The following is a 16,430-nucleotide window of genomic DNA, read 5'->3' as shown; positions in this document are numbered from 1 at the left end:
GCCCTGGACGCCCGGCGCACCCGCCGCTACATCCGCCACGTCCAGCTCACCGCATCTGCGCGCGACAAGGCCATCGCCCTGCTGCCCTACTACGCCGGCCTGCGCATCTCCGAAGTCGTCGGCCTCGACCTGGCCGACGTCCGCCTGTCGGCCCGCAAGGGCGAACTGCGCATCCGCGGCAAGGGCCGCGACGTCGGCAAGATCCGCCTTCTGCCCGTCCATGCGGACCTGCGCCACGCCTTGACCGACTGGCTGGAGGCCCGCGCCGACTGGAAAGGGGCCCGCACCCACGCCGCGGTGTTCCTCAACCACCGCGGCGGCCGCCTGAGCGACCGCGCCGCCCGCGACATCATCACCGGCCTCGGCGACGCCGTCGGCCTTAATGACGACCCCACCGAACCCTTCAGCCCACACGTCCTGCGCCACACCTTCGCCACCCAGCTCATCCGCGACGGCAAAGACCCCATCCTGGTCGCCGAACTCCTCGGCCACGGCTCACTGGACACCACCCGCCGCTACGCCCTGCCCACCGAAGCCGACAAAGGCGCCGCCCTGGACGCCCTCATCACCGACCCCTAGCAGAGCGAAGAAGCTTCTACGGCACATTGACCAGCGTGCACGTGCAGATGGTCAACCGCTACGCGCCTTGCGCGCCTCGGCGGCCTTCTCATCGCGACCCGGCCCTTGAAGGGGATATCACTCTAAGTGCGGAAACGATCACTATGGGTTGATGGGTCAAGGTAGATCATCTTAACGCTTCGGGGGGAGCGTCCATCATGACGAACACACGGGGATCATCAGCTCTGACCACCAGTTTCACTCCAGAGCACGAGCAGGCGGGAGGTTTGGCACGGGCTGCTCGTCATGGCGGGGGATACATCCCCCCATCGTGACGGCGAGGTGCCGTTGCGGGACCTGCTCGGCGATCAGGTGCTGGACCTGCTGCTGGAGCGCTCGAAAGACGGCAAGGGCGGGCTGCGGCTGACCGGCGACGGCTCGATGCTGGGCGAGCTGGTCAAGGCGGTGCTGGAACGCGCGCTGGAGGCCGAACTGTCGTCACATCTGGGCTACGGCAAGCACGATCCGGCCGGTCACGGGACAGGTAACTCCCGCAACGGCAGGATCGGCAAAACGGTGCAGACCGGGGTCGGGCCGGTCCGGCTGGCCGTCCCGCGTGACCGGGCCGGCACCTTCGAGCCGGTGCTTCCGCCCGTCCAGCGGGAGATCATGGCGTGGACGATCGACGGGTACACTCCGGCCGAGATCGCCGAGCTGCTCGACAAGAGCCCGCCGGCCGTACGCGTCAATCTCTTCAAGGCCCGCGCGACGCTCCGGATCGCGCTGGCTGGGATGGGAGGCGACGATGGCTGAGGTGAACCCCCGGCGCTCACTCGACGGGCCCCGGCTTGACCGGCTGCTCGCCGAGTCGCAGCGGCGGGCCAGGTCGGCGGTCGAGCAGGCGGTGGACACCGAGGCGGGCCTACAGGAGATCGCCAGGCCGCGGCCGACCGTGCTCGTGGTCGAGGACGACCCCTCCATGTCGCAGGCCCTCGCCCTCATCCTGGCCAGGTCCGGGTTCGAGGTCGTGGGCGTCGCGATCGAGGGCGGGGAGGCGGTGGCCGCGGTCCGGCGGACGCGTCCTGACCTGGTGACGATGGATCTCATGCTGCCCGGGATGGACGGATGGGTCGCCACCGAGATCATCGCCAGGGAGCACCCCTCGACGCGAGTGGTTTGCGTCACCGCGAAGGACGAGCGGGCGGACCTGCTGCGCGGGCTGGCCGCCGGCGCGGTGGGGTTCCTGACCAAGCCGTTCAGCGTGGACGAGCTGGTGGCGACGCTGCGCGAGGTGCTGCGTGGCGGCTATCCCATCGCCGCGGCGATCATGGCGTCGCTGCCGCCGCCGGGCACGGCGCGGACCGCGCCGGCTCCTGCGATCAGCCTGTTCACCGAGCTGGAGGCCACGGTGCTCCGGCACCTGGCCGACAACTTGTCCACCCCGCAGATCGCGGCGGCCACCGGCTTCACCGTCCAGGAGGTCACCGAACTCCAGGCGCTCATCGTGGAGAAGATCAAGCTGCGCACCGCCCTGCAGGACAGGGGACACCGGCTCGGCTCCTGACGGACCGCGGCCGGGCCCCAGGCGCCGGCACCCCAAGATCCTCTGCGTCCGTGATCATCCCCGCATCTGCAGCGCTGGCCGACGACACCGCCGCCGGCTATATTGGCCCTCCGCTCCCGAACATGTCCCCAGCCGCCAGGTAGCGGAGTGAAGGATCAAGCTTGAGTTCGGGCCGTGTGCGCGCCGGGGGCTTCGGTGGCTCTCACTGCGGCCGAACGGCGACCGAATCGGCGGAGAGCGTGACCTCGACGGTGATGTGCGGATTGTCCAGCTGCGGGAGCTGAAGCCCACGCGTGAACTCCTCGGCATCGTCCGGCATCACCTTCGGCTGAACTGTGACCTTGACTTGGCCGGTCTCCTCACCTGAATGCGCCACCATCGTGGCCACCTCAGGACGGGATCGGAGCCAGGAGACGACCGTGTCCTGGGCCTGCCGGAGCTCCTAGGCCGAGAATTTCTTGCCGCCGATCAGGGTGACCTCCATGGCGAGGGTCCTGGCCAGCTCGATCGCGCGAGTCGGGATGGGACCCTTGAAGCCGGCGCGCAGCCCCGCTGGTCGTCGACGTATCTGACGCCGGAGATCTCGTCAGGGAGCTCCGCATCAAGTTTGTCGATCACCCGGCTGTTGGACGACTGTGAGCCGAAGCGGTCGATGGCCTCCTCGTAGGAGATGCCCTCCGATTTGGCGATGGCCCCGAGGTCGACCAGCTCGGCGTAGGGAGTGCCGTCGATCACCACGTCCGGGTCGGTCACCGCAGGGTCGTACCCCTCGAAGTCCGTCGGCTTGGGCGGCGAGGTAGCAGCCACCCGGGTCGCGTACCGCTTGACGACCTCCTCCAGGGATCGGCCCGACGACGCCGCCGATCCGAATACCCGCCGAACAGATCCGCCGCCAGCCCCAGAGCCTTGGCCCGCCGCAGCTTGACGATCTCCTTCAGCAGCGTCTCCAGCCCCAGCCGCCGGGGGTCGGACTTCAGCTCCAGCAGGAACCCATCCTCACCCGTGGCCAGCTCCCACAGCGACCGCGTCGAGTCTGCCGACAGCCCGTTCAGCACATGCAGGCAGAACTCCCGCTCGAATCGCGCCCTGCCCGCGCCCACGATCCGCTCCACCCTGCCTGGTGGCTCGATCTTCAACGTCCGGCAGCGGGACAGCAGCGCCGCACGCAATCCCTCGTCCGTGAACACCATCGGGCAGATCTTGTCCGCCAGCCACTCGGCCAGCACGTCCTCGTCCGCCCGGGTCAACTCCCGGAACCCCAGCGCTTCGCGCACTTGGGCCCGGTGCCGCTCGATCGACCGGCCCGACCAGTCGTACTGCGCCAGCAACGCCGGCTCGACCTTCACCTGGCCGGCCACGTAGTCCGCCGCGGCCTTGGGCAGCTCACCCACGTGTCGCGGGAAGCGGCCCTCCTGCTCGAAGAACTTCAGCATCAGGCCGAACCCCAGACGGGTCGCCCCCGTCTTGTCCCCACCAGCTCCCAGTCGCCGTCCAGCAGCGTCCACGCCGCGATCAGCTCTTCCGGCTCCCACTCCCGACGCACCCGAACCCGCCCCTTCACCCGACCGCCGCCGACACGAACACGAACAAGCAGAAGCCCCACCCAACCAGCCACATTCACCGCTCCGAAACAATCATGAACCGAAATCGTGATCTCTCATTCCGCTACCTGGCGGCTGGGGACATGTTCGGGAGCGGAGGGCCGTAAACGGCAAAGCACTGCAGTCACGACCGCCTGAAGATCCTTGCGTACGGGTCAAGACGGAGACCTTCGGCCCCTGCCGAAAACCCAACAGAGCGCTCACGCGGGCACGGGCTCCTGGTCAGGATCGTCAAAGGGTGGATAGCTCTCGCTGGCCATGCGATCGGCCGCGTCAATGTAGTTGGCAAGAGCGTCGCGGGATTGAGCGAGCCTGGCCATTTGCTCGTCCAGTCGCTGCAGCCGTGACCGCATCGAGGCCAGCAACTCGGGACATCCGAGCAGCTCCGGGGCCTCTCCGACCGCACAGGGCAGCAGGTACGCGATGTCCTCAGAGGACAAGCCGGCACCAAGCAGATGCCGGATCTGCTTCACTCGCAGCACGGCGCTCTCGTCGTACTCGCGGTAACCGTTCGCGCCCCGGTCTGCCTCCAGCAGACCCTGGGCCTCGTAGTAGCGCAACTGATGGGCGTTGACGCCCGTCCGACGGCTAAGTTCCCCGATCAGCATCGAACCCTCACTTGACCTTCACACCGGTATCAACGTTGACGATGCTGCCATGAACAGCAAAACCGATACACCCGTGACAGTCATCGGACTCGGACTGATGGGCCGGGCACTGGCCGGCGCGTTCTTGAAAGCCGGGCATCCCACAACCGTATGGAACCGTACGACCTTCAAGTCCGACCAGTTGGTGGCCGACGGTGCACGGCTGGCGCCAACGGTTGGCGACGCGCTCGAGGCAGGTTTTCTGACGATCATCTGCGTCACCGACTACCAGGCCATGCACGAGTTGCTCGGCGCGAGCGATGGCGAGCTGGCCGGCAAGATGTTGATCAATCTGACCTCGGGCGACTCGGCCCAGGCCCGGGAAGCCGCCCAGTGGGCCGAGCAGCGAGGCGCCCATTACCTGGACGGCGCCATCATGGCCATCCCATCGGCGATCGGGACCGCCGAGGCGGTGATTCTGCACAGCGGGCCGCAGTCGGACTTCGAGGCGCACAGGTCAACGCTCGACGCCCTCGGCACTGTCACCTATCTTGGTGCGGACCATGGGCTGGCGTCCCTGTACGACGTGGCGGGCCTCGCCATGATGTGGAGCATCCTGAACGCCTGGCTCCAGGGTACGGCCCTGCTCAGGACGGCCGGTGTTGATGCCGCAACGTATGCGCCGTTCGCGCAGCAGATCGCTGCCGGTGTGGTCGAATGGTTGCCTGGGTATGCCGAGCAGATCGACAGCGGCTCCTTCCCGGCCGAGGTGTCGGCCCTGGAGACCGACGCGCGGGCGATGGCACACCTGATCGAGGAGAGCGAGGTGGTCGGTGTCAACGCCGAACTGCCGAAGTTGATCAAAGCGATGGCCGACCGCTCGATCGCCGCCGGACACGGTGGAGAGCAGTATCCCGTGCTGATCGAGGAATTCAGCAAACCCCGCAACGATTGACCGATCCCAATACCGGGATCTCAGCGGTCCGTGAAGACAACGCCGTGCAGGGTTCCTGGGAAACGATCACCTCTGTCCTGGGACACGAAAGTCCAGGGCCGACCCACCCAGCTCACACCCACTCGTGAACACCACACTATGGAGGAGCACAAGGCTTTTTGGGCCTGGGCGATCGTCGGACCCTGCGCCACACCGGCATCCGGGTCGAGGAATTGACCGAGCTCTCTCATCAGGTCGCCGGAGTAGTTGCCGTACACGAACAGAACGCCACGTCCGCGTTCGACGGCCTTGGCGGCCAGGGCTATCGCGTTCGGCGGCGGCGCGGCGAAGACGTCACCCTGGCAGACGGCGTCGGCGCAACCGGGACCGATGTACTCCAGCCAGACCGGCTCGTGGCCGCTGCCCCCTCCGGACACGACCGCCACCTTGACGGCCGGGTCCTTCATGGCGACGGCGGACGCGCCGTCCACCTGGCGGAACCGGTCACCGTACACGGTCAGGAAGCCTTCGAGCGTCTCCCTGGCCACCTGGTCCGGTGCGTTGATGAACTTTCTCATCGTGTTTCCTTCATCGGGCGGCGGCGGACAGGTACCGCCTGACCGCTTCTGGATCTTCGGAGCTGTAGACCGGGCCGGGGGTGAAGTGCTCGAACTGGCCGGTGCCCGCCCCGGAGCGCAGCGCTTTCGCGACCTTCACCACTTCGTTCGCCCAGGAGGCGGCGTCCTGGCCCGTCGTCTCCCAGACGGTGCCGTCGCCGGCGAGCAGCAGGTGGGCGACCGTCGGGTTGATGCCGATGCCGAACACCACCGTCTTGCCGGTGAGTCCACGGGCCTTGATCGCGTTGGCGCTCGCGATTACCGCGTCCTCGTTCTCCGCGATGGTGGGCTCGTCGAGGAGCAGTGCTTGGGCCGCGTGTTCAGGCACTTGCCGAGCACCACCTTCTGCTGGTTGCCGCCGGACAGGGTGCCGACGGGAGTGCGCAGCGCGGCAGTCTTGATGGCCAGGCAGTCGCGGAAGGACGGGCGAGAGCGAGTCCGGCGTCGATCGCCTGGCGCGGCGTGTGCGGGTGCAGAGGCATGCCGGCATGGCGGGGGCGCAGGCCGTAGAGGCATTGGAAGAGCTCCGTGCGGCCTGAGCCGAGCAAACCGGCGTTGCCGAGGACCTCTCCTTCCCGCAGACGGAGGAGACGTCGCGGACGCGGCTTCCGTTGCGGAGCCCGGACACCGAGAGAACCACGCGGTCGGACGGCTGTCGGTGGGCTCTGCCGGAGACCTCGGTGATGCCGCCGGTCATCATCTCCACGATCTGCCCGGTGGTGAGCTCGCCGACGGGGCTGGTCGCGATGTGGCGGCCGTCCCGGAGCACGGTGACCGAGTCGGCGGCGCGAGGAATCTCGTCCATGCGGTGCGAGATGTAGATGACCGCGAGCCCTGAACTCGCGAGCTTGCGTACAACCTCGATGAGCGTGTCCGCCTCGGTGGCGGACAGGGAACTGGTCGGCTCGTCGAGGATCAGCACCTGCCCCCGCAGGAGAGCGCCCGCGCGATCTCAACGGGCTGCCCGCCGGTGCGCCGCCGCGAGCGCCCGGCGTCGTTGCAGCCTCGGCGTCGCGTTCGTCGTCCCGACCGGTCGAGGTCGACGTCAGTACGGCATCCCCGATCTCGGCTCGGTGCCGTTGCTCGACTGAGCTGGGCTGCGCCGGAGGCGACGCGGACCCTGCCGACCGCCGAGCTAGGTGACGCGGATTCGGCTGGGTCAAGGCATCTGCGAGAGGTTGTCACCGCCTTTCACCGTCGCGTTCGGTCGGGCTGCGCGGTCGCCTAGGACGCCGTCGTCGTCTCGGGTTTCCGGCAGGGGCTGGCGTTCGTCCTCGCGATGCTGGAGCAGCACGGCATCCAGTGCATCGCGCCGGATGTCCGGCGACCGGATTGGGGAGGCGGCGGGCCACCTTGATCGGGCGGTTGAGGGCTCTGACGCCGCCCATGGACTGCTGGCCCGGATATAGCAGGAGCGCGGCGCCACCCAGGCTGCCGAGGAGCACAAGGAGGCCATCACGTCGGCTGGCTCAGCGCGGTGCACGCGTACGCGGACATGCTCCGGGCAAGAAGGCCGCGGGGCCGAGGTCGCCGCGCTCGCACCCGAGGCGGAACGCCTCGGGTGCGGCCCCCGAAGAACTCCAGAACCTGACCGGCTAGTCCTGCTTTCCACAAGGAAGCGGCGTAGCCGTGACGCTGATTTGCTTGAATAAGCTACGATTTGCTTATGCGAGCAAACCAGTCGCCGTCCAGTAGGGTGACGCGGACGTTCACCCCGTCCCACGCCGGCGACCTGCCGTCGCTGTTCGACCTGAATGGTGAACCTCCTGCCGACACCGCCGCAGCAGCGGCTGGACGCGCAGATGGTCGACTATTGGACCATCTGCGCCCGGACCGGCGACCCCAACAGAAAGGGTTCGCCGCGCTGGCCCCGGTTCACCGGGCAGGGGCCGGTTCTCGGTTCGGTGCTCCGTTTCTCCGAAGTCTGCGCTCGGTCTAGGGGGCGATGCCGGTGCGCAGAATACTGCTGAGCGGTGCTCTCGTTGTCAGCCTGTCCGGCTGCGGTGTGGTCGCCAGGCCCTCCGATCTGCCCACGCAGGCCACGTCTCCGGCTCCCTCGTCGGGCACCGTGGTTCCCACGAGGGTCACCCCCATCCCGGCCAGGGCGGCGTTGACCATCCCTCAGGCCAGGCAGGCCATGCAGAAGTGGGTCGGCAGGTACAACGCAACGCTCAAGAAGCGCGAGTGGTGGCGGTCGAACGCCCGGCTCGACGCACTGTTCATTGAGGGAGCGCTGCACGAGGGCGTGCTCGAACGCAATCAGTGGGGCTCCGAGCGGAAGACGAAGCACAAGCCGATCAACCCGATCAGCACCCCGACGGTCTTCCTGCCCAGGCCGGAGCGGCAGCCGTCGATCGGGGACTGGTTCATCGCGCAGGCGACCTACCAGGACGCCAAGGGCCGTGCTCGCCCGCACGTGCTCGCGTTCTTCCGCTCTCCCGGGCAGCCTTTCAGGCTGGCCGTCGCGACCCCGATCCACTGGGGCGAGCGGATGCCCAAGCCGCTGCTCGACGCCGACGGCTACGTCACCGACATGGACGACTCCATGGCGGGCGCCGTGGCCAAGGAGTACGAGAACTTCTGGAACGGTGAGAGAAAGAAGGAGGGCGACTCCGGCTACCGCCTGGCCGAGAACAGCTACAGCCGCAAGGCGTTCCCCGCGGTCGACAAGGGGGCGTACGTCGGGTTCGCCGGCACCGGTTCCGTCTTCGGCTTCCGTACGGCCGATGGGGGCTCGTTCTTCCTGTTCGCCCTGCTCAATGACGACAAGAGAGCCATCAACAATGTGCTGAGTGAAGCGCTGCTGGTGCCCAAGGGCAGCAACACGATCCGGGAGCTCGGCGCCAACTGGTTCTCCTGACCGGAAATCTGGCCACCTCGGCCGGGCGCTGTGGGACGGCCGGGGCCGCTGCGCATCCATCTAGCCTCGACGATTCATGCGCCCAGCAGGACGGAGGTGAAGCCGTGACATAAGCGGCTGGTCGTCGGTTCGTACGCTTGTCGTCGCTTGCCGGTGGAAGTCCGGTCCGGGTAGCTGCCAGGAGGCCCGGTAGCAGGCTGGCGGCTTCGTCTGAAAACGGGCGGGGCCGAAACCGAAGGCGAACTGCTATGCCGAGCGGTGGGTCCGGACGGTGCGAGCTGAGTACACCGATCGCCTGCTGATCCATGGCGAACGTCATCTGCGCTCGGTCCTGAACGAGTATCGCGATCACTGCAACACGCATCGGCCGCATCGGGCTCGTGGGCAACGCCCTCCCGATCACGATGAGCATGTGGTCGTAGCGACGTCCGGCAGACCCCGCCCGCGCGTCGGACAGGTCCTGTCAGACCGGCTGGCGCACCTGACGGACGCCGGGGTGCTGGAGCGCCACCGCCAGACCGTCCGGGCGCCCCGGGTCCGCCACTCCCTCACGCCACCCGGGCGCCGCCTCGTCCCGTGCTCCAGGCGCTCCTGAAGGCCGCTGACCAGCGACGACGGGCAGCGCGGGTAGAATGCAGTCACCCCCGCACCGCCGGGACCCGCCAGGGTTCCTGCATACGGAGGAGTGCGTCATGGTGTTCGACCAGACAGATCTACGCGAACTGGCGGCCTTCGGCGACGAGCTCGGTGTGCTGTCGGTCTACACCACGATGGAGCCGGGCACGCAGGCCGGGCGGACCCGGCTGCGCAACGAGATCGCGGCGCTGCGCCAGGAACTCGCCGCAGGCCCCGACCAGGAGCGGGCCAGGCTCGTCGACGTCCGCCTCGACCTGCTGGAGCGGCAGATCACCGAACTGCTCGACCCGGCCGCTCCCGGTCTCGGGCGTGCCCTGTTCGCGCAGGTGGCCGGTGACGAGGTACGTACCGAGTGGGTTCAGCTCCCGGTGGGTGACCTTGCCGTCCTCAAGGAGCGCGCTTATCTGCTGCCGCTCGTCACCGCCGTACAGGCCGACAAGCCCGCTGGGGTGGCCAGGGTGGGGCGTGACGGCGTGCGGCTGTTCGACTGCCGGTACGGCCTGGCCGACGAGCTGGAGCCGGTCATCTTCAGTCTGGCGACCGCGGGCTCGTCCAGAGAGGGGTCGGCGACGCTTCCCCGGCTCTCCCGGCGCGGCATCCACCCCGACCGCTTCGACCAGCGCGTCGAGGAGCACCTGACCAAGTTCCTGCGGGAGTCGGCCCCGCACGTGGCCGGGCAGGCCTCGCGGCTGGGCTGGGAGACGCTTCTGCTAGTGGGCGACCCTCGCGACACCTCGGTTTTGGGTGAGGCGCTGCCGGCGGACACGGAGATCGTCCAGGTGGACGCCGTCCTCGATCCCGCCCTTTCGCCATCGGAGGTGCTGGAGTTCGTCCGCCCTACTCTCGACGAGGTGCGGGTCAGGCATGACGCCGCCCTGGCCGTACGCGCCCGGGACCTGGCCCTGTCGGGCGGTAACGGCGCGGTCGGCCTCGACGACATCCTCTCCCTGCTGCGGCAGGGCAGGGTCGAGCACCTGCTGCTCGACGAGGCGGGCGGGTGGAACGCCCAGCCCATGGCCGTCGCCCCGGAGGAACTGGAAGAGGAGATGATCGAGCTCGCCTTGGAGCACGGTGGCGACGTCACCGTGCTGGAGACCGGAGCGGCGGAAGAGCTCGCCGAGGCGGGCGGAGTGGCTGCGATACTGCGCTGGTGAGCGGTCGTCGTGTGCGTCGGGCGTGCCCTCGTATGCCGTTGTTCACGAAGGACTGGTTGATCACCGGGGTGTCGCCTGACGGCGGTACCGGCCGGCAGGGAGGCGAACCGCTTGCCAGGCTCTATGAGCGCCGGATGATGACCGGGCAGGCCGTGATCAGCCGCTGCGGCCTCCCCGTCCTGCGCGTAGAAGATGCGACACCCGCTGCCGCCGTGCCAGCTGCGCCGATGACCCTCCCGCCGCCTGCGGACAAGACTCCAATACCCACTGTTCTGCCGTGTCCGCCCACTGAATCTGCAGGATCAGTGTCCAGGCGCCCCACTCGCCGATGAGCAGAAGGCCGTCATGGTCCCCCGGCATGTTCTCAGCCTCGCGAGAAGGTCGGCGAGTGTCACCCGCCTCGCGCTGACGGGATCAGTGCCGAGCTGTCGTGAGACCTCCTCCTCGCGACAGCGGCAGTACTGGGATGCGCAGATGAGGATCCCGGTGGTGAAGCGGAAGGTGACGTCAATGGAAGTGTGGCCGAGAGGGCGGTGGATGTCGATGAGTCCAGGTGCGGGCGGTCGTGCCCCTGCTGGGAGCGGGAGGCTCTGGTCAGGAGGGATCATCACGTCGACGGGCTGCCGGGGGCTGGTCGGGCTTTCGCAGTAGAGGACCTGTTCGGCGTGCACGGCGGCGTCACCGCCGATCAGATCATGGCCCGTTTTCGTCCTCCCACACTCCCGGCGAAGCAGCTGGCGCGGTGGAGGAGTCATTCCCCTCCGTTGCGGGCAATCGTTCGGCGGTACCAGTGGCCGGACGCCTTCATGGTCCGGCGTTGGGCCCGGTAGTCAACGTGGATGAGCCCGTACGTTCTGAGTGGGCAATGTCGTGGTCCTGTTCTGCGACGTGCCCTGGTGCTCAACCGGCTAATCGTGTGCCGGGGCGGTACGGCGCCGACGGCGATAGGCCACGGTGGCCGCCCCCAAAGCCAGGCCCCACGGCAGCCAGGCAAGGTTCCCCAGCCATGCGGCCCAGTTGCCGACGTCGAAAGCCACCTCTCCGCCCGGCACCGCGCCCGCCAGCATAGCCAGCAGGGTCCGCCAGAGCGTGAAGCCGGTTCCTGTCAACACGACTGCTACGGCGCCCGCCGGAACGGTCGCGAGCGGGACGGGAACGCGGCGGCCGCCGAACACAGGCCCCCATCGAGGAAAGGATTCTCCCCCTGGCCGTATGAGGCCCATCGTCAGCAGCGCCCCTCCGCACGCGACGCTCGCGACGACGACCTCGCGAACGCGGCCTGTCGAACTGGTCACCGCTACGGCAGTTTCCTGGTCGATGCCGAAGGGCATCCACCCGCCAGATGGGCTGATCACGCGCCGGTACGCCGGGTGCTTCCACCCTTTCGGAGGGGGTCGGCATCCTGCCGCGGCATCTACGCTTTGTCGCGTGAAACCCTTCAACATATGGCTGGTGCGGTTGTCGTCGTCTGCTTGGTCGCCGGCGCCGGCGGCGCCTGGTTCACGGGCGCAGCCGAGGCGCTGTCGGCGGGCGGGGCGCTCGCGGCCTTGACGGCGGCCGCGACGCGGCGGTCCCGCTCCGCGCTGCTGAAAGCCGGCAACGGTGGGGCCGAGCCAACGGCCGTGGGGCAGGTGCAGCCCCTCACCGGGCCGCCGACCCGCCACGGCTGCAGGCGGTGGAGGTGAGGGTGGGGGCGTCTGTGCTCGGGCGAGAGACGCGACGAGTTCCCGGCGCAGCAGCGCCCGGTCGTCGCCTCGGCGCAGGTCCACGGGCAGAGCCCGGTCATGGTCGGTGACGACGATGTCCGGCGGCGGGGGAACCGTGGTCATCCGCCAGGTGTGCAGGGCGGCGTCCCAGTCGGCTTCCGCGGGCTCCGGTCACCGTGGCAGGGAGGGGCCAGCGGGCGGGGGTGAGGATCGTCGAGCGGTAGCGGACGCGCGGTTGGAACGGCAGAGCGGCCAGCGGCCCTCACGACCATGCCTGCCAGGGGCGGCACCCGTGCTGGCCGAGCAGTCGCAGGAAGTGGGCGATCGGCGGGAGCAGGTGGGGCGACAGGCGCGAGAACAGCACCGGGACAATGCGCCGTCCCAGGCCGCCGGACTGGGACGGCAGCAGCTGCCCGTCGGACACCAGCAGAAGATCATCAAGCTTCAGGCGGACCAGTGGCGCCGATGTCGTCCGCTGTCCTTCGTCCTGACTGCGGGCCAGGCGGGAGACAGCCCACAGTTTCGTGCCGAGATGGAGCGCCTCAAGATCCGCCTGCCGGTCGGCCGTCCGCGTACCAGGCCTGGGCGGTGGCCGCCGACAAGGCGTACTCATCCCGCGGGAACCGTGCCTACTTGCCGGCGCCGGATCAAGGCGGTCATTGAGGTGAAGGCCGACCAGGCGGCCAACCGCAAGAAGCGTGGCTCTCGGGGCGGCCGGCTGGTCAGCCATGATCCCGATCTCTACAAGCAGCGCAACACGGCGGAACGGTGCATCAATCGGATCAAGGAGTGGCGTGGGCTGGCCTTCCGCTTCGATAAGACGCCCGATAGCTATCTGACCGGTCTGCACCTACGCGGGGCTGTCTTGTGGATCCGAAGCCTCCGGCCACCATGAAGATCCGAACTCCATACAGGCCCTAGAGCGACCCGAGCGTGGTCTGGGTCATGCGGCCCGACCCGGTGATGGTGCCGACCCTCTCGGCATAGGAGCGGATCGTGTGGGTGGCGTCGATGAGCTCGTCCCAGCTCGCGTGGCTGAAGATCTTGCTCCAGTCCTTGGAGACATCGTCGAAGTCGACCATGTCGGTCGAGCCGTATTTGGACGGCATGAGGTCGAGCAGCTTGTCGTCGAGGATCTCGAACCCCCGATCCTTCGCCACCTGCCGGGCGAGGTTCGGGTCCATCATCCACTTGCCGGTCAGCGCGCCGAAGTCCGGGTAGAGCGGCTGGGCTTCCAGGGACGCCATCATCTCGTTGTCGATCAGCCAGCGCCCGAATCGGACCGTGTTCTCCAGGCTTTCCGGAGTCTCGCCCGGTCCGCCCAGAACCAGGGAGCCGTGGATCAGAATGCCGGCCTCCTTGAACAGGCGGCAGGCTCGCTGGTTGTTCTCCAGGCTGTCGCGCGGCCCTTTGAGGAACTTGAGCATCCGGGTGTCGCCGGACTCCAGGCCCATGTTCACCCGGTAGACACCGAGCCGCTGGTACAGCTCGACCAGCCGGGGGGTGGTCTCCGCCGCCTGTGTGTACACGAAGAACTTCGCATCATCGCCGATGTCGTCGGGCTTCGCCTCGACCACGGCCTTCACCCAGCGCGGCGAACTGCTCATGCTGTCGAACGCCTCGTAGAAGATCGAGGCGGAGATCTGCTGCTGCGCGGTGCGCACTTCGTCCCAGAACATCTCCGGAGAGGAGAAGCGCAGGTTCAGGTCCATGATGCCGCAGAAATGGCACGGCGCCTTCACCCGCGCGCATCCACGGGCGCGATTCATCGTGGTGACGCCCGTGACCTTCTCGCCCTCATGGAACATGCCGTAGCGGTTCAGGTAGTTGTCCAGGTAGCGGTTCCAGTTGCCGTCCGGCATCAGGGTCCGGTCGGGCACGGGAATGGCATCCAAAACCATGGACTTCAACGCCCCGCCACGCCCCTTGATCCGATCGGCGGGAATTTCTGGCAGGCGGTTGTGGCCGATTCCGTCGGGCGAGCGATACAGCAACTCCGGTACGGACTCGATCGGGCGCTCCCCGTCCAGAGCGCTCACCAGGGCGGAGAGGGAGAACTCGCCGACGTCCGCGGCGCAGACGTAGTCGACGACCTCGCGGTGCCTCAGGATCTGCTCGCCCATGGCCGTCGCCTGGTCGTTGCCGAAGACGGTGACCGCGCCCGCGTTCTTGCCCAGCTCGGCCAGGCGGAGAGAGTTTTCATAGGACGTGGCCAGGACGCCCACGCCGAGGACGTCCGGGCTGAATTCCGCGATCAACCGCTCGACCTCGGCCATCGGTGTGATCTGCCCGTCGATGGCGATCACGTCCACGTCTGGATGGTCCTGCCGAAGCACTGTCGCAAGCGAGACGACACCCAGAGCCGGGAACGTGCCGTCATTGGCGATCGTGACGATATCCGCATCGCTGCCGGCATTGACGAGCAGGACACTCCGCACCTTCATGGGTCGCGTTCCTCTCTGAGGGATGAACCGTTTCCCCGCCGACCTACGGGCGTACGGGCCGGCCGTTAGCACATGGGGATCGCTTTCTCACTGTCACCCACGCTCAGGGGTAGGCTCAATCTCCCAGACTAAGGAGATTGACTAGCGTCACATGTAATTGACAAAGGTCGCGTTCGAGGTGTAGATCGGCGTCGGGAACGGCGGAGCAGCCAGTAGGCAGGCGGTGCGGCTCTCCCAGTGGATCCACTCAATGCCCCCGCCTTGGATCGGCCCGGGGCGCGGCGGCCCCTTCCAGGTCGAGATCCTCCACGTTGAGTGCGAGGACCTCACCCGCTCGGGCGGCGCTCTCCCAGAGCATCGCCCACAGGGTCTTCTCCCGCAGCGGGACATCCTTGCGCGACAGGAGCCGCTCGATGACACCGCCATGGCGCCCTGTTCAACTTCGGCGACATCGTGTTACAGAGAGTAGGCAAAAACATCGAAGAGTAATCGAGGAGGACGCGTGCTTCATCCGTCACGTCTCAGCCGTGCTGGCGGGCTTGCCATCGCGGCCGTGACCGCTGGTCTCACGTTTCCGCTCCTGGTGTCCACGGGTCCCGCGCAGGCCGAGTCAGGCACGACGGCGCCGGCGGCCGCCGCCCCAAGCGAGGCCGTGCTCAGCTGCGCCATCCGCACCGCGCCCAAATACCCCATCACCTTCACCCCGCCGCTTCGCGACGCGGCGGCGCGGCACACCGAAGGGAAGGGAGTCGTCCTCCTCGAACGCTGCTCCTCGCCCAACGGCAACCTCGCCGACATCGCCTCCGGCCGGATGGACGTCAGCATCACGGCTACCGCCAGCTGCCGCAGCGTCGCAGACCTGCGAGCGACCGGCACCGTCACCTGGCGCGATGCCAACGGCCGAGTCGCCGGTACCTCCAAGCTCACCGCCCCACGCCAGGGCGGCGCCGCCCCCGGCGACAGCCTGCTTGAGGGCGACGTTGTCTCCGGCCGTCTCACGGGCCGGCACTTCAGCGGGAGCGCCACCATGACCTCCGACCTGCGGGACTGCACGGTCCCCTCCGGCCTCACCGAGCTGACCGGATCTGGCCGGCTCTCCTTCGCCTAACTCAAGCAGCCGCCGGTCACTGAGGTGGATGGCGGGCGGCCTCACGACATGCCGGTCAGCCTCCGGGCGTGACCGGCGTGTGCGCGGCTGGGGATGGGGATATCGGTGGACTGGACCTCGTACACCGGCGATGCGAGGTGGCACGACGTCGCGCATCAACCCGGAGTGGGCCGGCCCTGGAGTCGACCGCATCCACTCCGCATGTTGACAACCCAAGCGGTGCTGGTCGGCGTGGCCAGCGAGCGGAACCTTGATCTCCCCAACGGCGAGCCCGAGGCGACGAGGAAACCGGATGAAAGCGCCTGATCGGCCGCACCATGTCGGACGGGGAAGAGCGAGAGGGCCATATCGACAACAGTCTGCCTGGGATGCGTCCGGCCGAGAGGTTGCTGCTCGGCTATTTGACGATCATGATGGTGCTGGTTATCGCGTTCCGCGACGGCGTGACATCGTGGCCTGTCCTGATCGGCGGATACGCCTTGATGGCCCTTTTCCTGATGTTCTTGGCGCGGCGGCCGTTGAGGTTCATCCGGTTCGCGAGGTGTGTCAGAGAGAATGCACCAGATCGGGCTGGAAATACCCATCAGCCGCGTGAGGGGTTATGGGGGATCTTGGCGTAGTTCGCGTCGGGTCGCAACCCGGGCCTCGTGGGCGGTCTTCA

19 protein-coding genes and 2 pseudogenes are annotated in these 16,430 nt (G+C 67.9%); 12 read left to right on the top strand and 9 right to left on the bottom strand.

The window, feature by feature from the left end; all coding sequences use genetic code 11:
- From E1294_RS45525 to E1294_RS45515, 4 genes and pseudogenes are all read left to right on the top strand, one after another.
- A partial coding sequence (locus tag E1294_RS45525; RefSeq protein ID WP_165977851.1) for a tyrosine-type recombinase/integrase occupies nt 1–579 on the top strand: 579 nt, incomplete at its 5' end.
- Between the two features lie 266 nt (nt 580–845).
- Nucleotides 846–1,212: pseudogene (locus tag E1294_RS56695) on the top strand (transposase); the annotation flags it as partial.
- Nucleotides 1,213–1,227: 15 nt separating this feature from the next.
- The gene (locus tag E1294_RS56690) at nt 1,228–1,371 is read left to right on the top strand and encodes an RNA polymerase sigma factor (protein ID WP_246083737.1); all 144 of its coding nucleotides are present in this window, start codon (nt 1,228–1,230) and stop codon (nt 1,369–1,371) included.
- Entirely contained in the window at nt 1,364–2,122 is a 759-nt protein-coding gene (locus E1294_RS45515) for a response regulator transcription factor (RefSeq protein ID WP_132517958.1), read from the top strand. The genes E1294_RS56690 and E1294_RS45515 overlap by 8 nt, the downstream gene beginning before the upstream one ends.
- Nucleotides 2,123–2,324: 202 nt before the next feature.
- On the opposite strand, the gene E1294_RS45510 is transcribed toward E1294_RS45515, so the two are convergent.
- The 4 genes from E1294_RS45510 to E1294_RS45495 form a co-directional block, all read right to left on the bottom strand.
- Nucleotides 2,325–2,510 (bottom strand): hypothetical protein, encoded by a 186-nt coding sequence (locus tag E1294_RS45510; RefSeq protein WP_132517956.1) that lies wholly within the window; start codon nt 2,508–2,510, stop codon nt 2,325–2,327.
- 80 nt (nt 2,511–2,590) lie between these two features.
- Nucleotides 2,591–2,875 (bottom strand): hypothetical protein, encoded by a 285-nt coding sequence (locus tag E1294_RS45505; RefSeq protein WP_132517954.1) that lies wholly within the window; start codon nt 2,873–2,875, stop codon nt 2,591–2,593.
- Nucleotides 2,872–3,555: a DUF4158 domain-containing protein gene (locus E1294_RS45500; protein WP_132517952.1), complete on the bottom strand. Its 684-nt coding sequence runs from the start codon at nt 3,553–3,555 to the stop codon at nt 2,872–2,874. Before E1294_RS45500 ends, E1294_RS45505 begins: the two co-directional genes overlap by 4 nt.
- Before the next feature lie 368 nt (nt 3,556–3,923).
- Nucleotides 3,924–4,331, bottom strand: a complete 408-nt coding sequence (locus E1294_RS45495) for a MerR family transcriptional regulator (protein WP_132517950.1) — start codon at nt 4,329–4,331, stop codon at nt 3,924–3,926.
- A 49-nt stretch (nt 4,332–4,380) separates the two neighbouring features.
- On the opposite strand from E1294_RS45495, the gene E1294_RS45490 reads away from it, so the two are divergent.
- The gene (locus E1294_RS45490; RefSeq protein WP_132517948.1) at nt 4,381–5,265 is read left to right on the top strand and encodes an NAD(P)-dependent oxidoreductase; all 885 of its coding nucleotides are present in this window, start codon (nt 4,381–4,383) and stop codon (nt 5,263–5,265) included.
- 20 nt (nt 5,266–5,285) lie between these two features.
- On the opposite strand, the gene E1294_RS45485 is transcribed toward E1294_RS45490, so the two are convergent.
- Together E1294_RS45485 and E1294_RS56685 are read right to left on the bottom strand one after the other, a co-directional pair.
- Nucleotides 5,286–5,822, bottom strand: coding sequence for a dihydroxyacetone kinase subunit DhaK (locus tag E1294_RS45485; protein WP_132517946.1), 537 nt, complete (start codon nt 5,820–5,822; stop codon nt 5,286–5,288).
- A gap of 10 nt (nt 5,823–5,832) precedes the next feature.
- Nucleotides 5,833–6,189, bottom strand: a complete 357-nt coding sequence (locus tag E1294_RS56685) for a type 1 periplasmic-binding domain-containing protein (RefSeq protein WP_132517944.1) — start codon at nt 6,187–6,189, stop codon at nt 5,833–5,835.
- Between the two features lie 1,623 nt (nt 6,190–7,812).
- Here E1294_RS56685 and E1294_RS45470 point away from each other — a divergent pair.
- The 3 genes and pseudogenes from E1294_RS45470 to E1294_RS45460 all read left to right on the top strand — a co-directional run bounded on the left by E1294_RS45470 (nt 7,813) and on the right by E1294_RS45460 (nt 10,511).
- Complete coding sequence (locus E1294_RS45470; RefSeq protein ID WP_132517942.1) at nt 7,813–8,721, top strand: DUF8094 domain-containing protein; 909 nt, start codon at nt 7,813–7,815, stop codon at nt 8,719–8,721.
- A 241-nt stretch (nt 8,722–8,962) separates the two neighbouring features.
- Nucleotides 8,963–9,316 (top strand): annotated as a pseudogene (locus E1294_RS58550) (integrase core domain-containing protein); the annotation flags it as partial.
- A 97-nt stretch (nt 9,317–9,413) separates the two neighbouring features.
- Nucleotides 9,414–10,511, top strand: a complete 1,098-nt coding sequence (locus E1294_RS45460; protein WP_132517938.1) for a VLRF1 family aeRF1-type release factor — start codon at nt 9,414–9,416, stop codon at nt 10,509–10,511.
- A 908-nt stretch (nt 10,512–11,419) separates the two neighbouring features.
- On the opposite strand, the gene E1294_RS53650 is transcribed toward E1294_RS45460, so the two are convergent.
- Nucleotides 11,420–11,842 (bottom strand): hypothetical protein, encoded by a 423-nt coding sequence (locus tag E1294_RS53650; protein WP_165977850.1) that lies wholly within the window; start codon nt 11,840–11,842, stop codon nt 11,420–11,422.
- 114 nt (nt 11,843–11,956) lie between these two features.
- On the opposite strand from E1294_RS53650, the gene E1294_RS45450 reads away from it, so the two are divergent.
- On the top strand, nt 11,957–12,196 hold the full coding sequence (locus E1294_RS45450; RefSeq protein ID WP_132517934.1) for a hypothetical protein: 240 nt from the start codon (nt 11,957–11,959) through the stop codon (nt 12,194–12,196).
- A 97-nt stretch (nt 12,197–12,293) separates the two neighbouring features.
- Here the strand turns inward: E1294_RS45450 and E1294_RS58545 are convergent, their stop codons facing one another.
- Nucleotides 12,294–12,473 carry a lantibiotic dehydratase gene (locus E1294_RS58545; protein WP_132517964.1) on the bottom strand — a complete coding sequence of 60 codons (180 nt, stop codon included), beginning with the start codon at nt 12,471–12,473 and terminating at the stop codon, nt 12,294–12,296.
- 36 nt (nt 12,474–12,509) lie between these two features.
- Here E1294_RS58545 and E1294_RS45435 point away from each other — a divergent pair, with 36 nt between their 5' ends.
- Nucleotides 12,510–13,112, top strand: coding sequence for a hypothetical protein (locus E1294_RS45435; protein WP_425465269.1), 603 nt, complete (start codon nt 12,510–12,512; stop codon nt 13,110–13,112).
- A 22-nt stretch (nt 13,113–13,134) separates the two neighbouring features.
- Here E1294_RS45435 and E1294_RS45430 read toward each other — a convergent pair whose 3' ends face one another.
- Nucleotides 13,135–14,661 (bottom strand): B12-binding domain-containing radical SAM protein, encoded by a 1,527-nt coding sequence (locus E1294_RS45430; protein ID WP_132517932.1) that lies wholly within the window; start codon nt 14,659–14,661, stop codon nt 13,135–13,137.
- A gap of 553 nt (nt 14,662–15,214) precedes the next feature.
- On the opposite strand from E1294_RS45430, the gene E1294_RS45425 reads away from it, so the two are divergent.
- Together E1294_RS45425 and E1294_RS45420 are read left to right on the top strand one after the other, a co-directional pair.
- Complete coding sequence (locus tag E1294_RS45425; protein ID WP_132517930.1) at nt 15,215–15,769, top strand: hypothetical protein; 555 nt, start codon at nt 15,215–15,217, stop codon at nt 15,767–15,769.
- A 368-nt stretch (nt 15,770–16,137) separates the two neighbouring features.
- Nucleotides 16,138–16,389, top strand: a complete 252-nt coding sequence (locus E1294_RS45420; protein ID WP_132517928.1) for a hypothetical protein — start codon at nt 16,138–16,140, stop codon at nt 16,387–16,389.
- The last annotated feature ends 41 nt before the right edge of the window (nt 16,390–16,430 follow it).

It is taken from the genome of Nonomuraea diastatica, assembly GCF_004349015.1.
Taxonomy (GTDB): Bacteria; Actinomycetota; Actinomycetes; order Streptosporangiales; family Streptosporangiaceae; genus Nonomuraea; species Nonomuraea diastatica.
Note: the sequence above shows the minus strand (reverse complement) of the source record. Positions and strands in the feature narration are given on the sequence as shown.

What these genes read in the sequence shown, in the direction of transcription:
- E1294_RS56690 (WP_246083737.1), top strand. Translation starts at nt 1,228, where the DNA reads ATGGCGTGGACGATCGACGGGTACACTCCGGCCGAGATCGCCGAGCTG.
- E1294_RS45515 (WP_132517958.1), top strand. Translation starts at nt 1,364, where the DNA reads ATGGCTGAGGTGAACCCCCGGCGCTCACTCGACGGGCCCCGGCTTGAC.
- E1294_RS45500 (WP_132517952.1), bottom strand. Translation starts at nt 3,555, where the DNA reads ATGCTGAAGTTCTTCGAGCAGGAGGGCCGCTTCCCGCGACACGTGGGT.
- E1294_RS45495 (WP_132517950.1), bottom strand. Translation starts at nt 4,331, where the DNA reads ATGCTGATCGGGGAACTTAGCCGTCGGACGGGCGTCAACGCCCATCAG.
- E1294_RS45490 (WP_132517948.1), top strand. Translation starts at nt 4,381, where the DNA reads ATGAACAGCAAAACCGATACACCCGTGACAGTCATCGGACTCGGACTG.
- E1294_RS45485 (WP_132517946.1), bottom strand. Translation starts at nt 5,822, where the DNA reads ATGAGAAAGTTCATCAACGCACCGGACCAGGTGGCCAGGGAGACGCTC.
- E1294_RS45460 (WP_132517938.1), top strand. Translation starts at nt 9,414, where the DNA reads ATGGTGTTCGACCAGACAGATCTACGCGAACTGGCGGCCTTCGGCGAC.
- E1294_RS53650 (WP_165977850.1), bottom strand. Translation starts at nt 11,842, where the DNA reads ATGCCCTTCGGCATCGACCAGGAAACTGCCGTAGCGGTGACCAGTTCG.
- E1294_RS45450 (WP_132517934.1), top strand. Translation starts at nt 11,957, where the DNA reads ATGGCTGGTGCGGTTGTCGTCGTCTGCTTGGTCGCCGGCGCCGGCGGC.
- E1294_RS45430 (WP_132517932.1), bottom strand. Translation starts at nt 14,661, where the DNA reads ATGAAGGTGCGGAGTGTCCTGCTCGTCAATGCCGGCAGCGATGCGGAT.
- E1294_RS45420 (WP_132517928.1), top strand. Translation starts at nt 16,138, where the DNA reads ATGCGTCCGGCCGAGAGGTTGCTGCTCGGCTATTTGACGATCATGATG.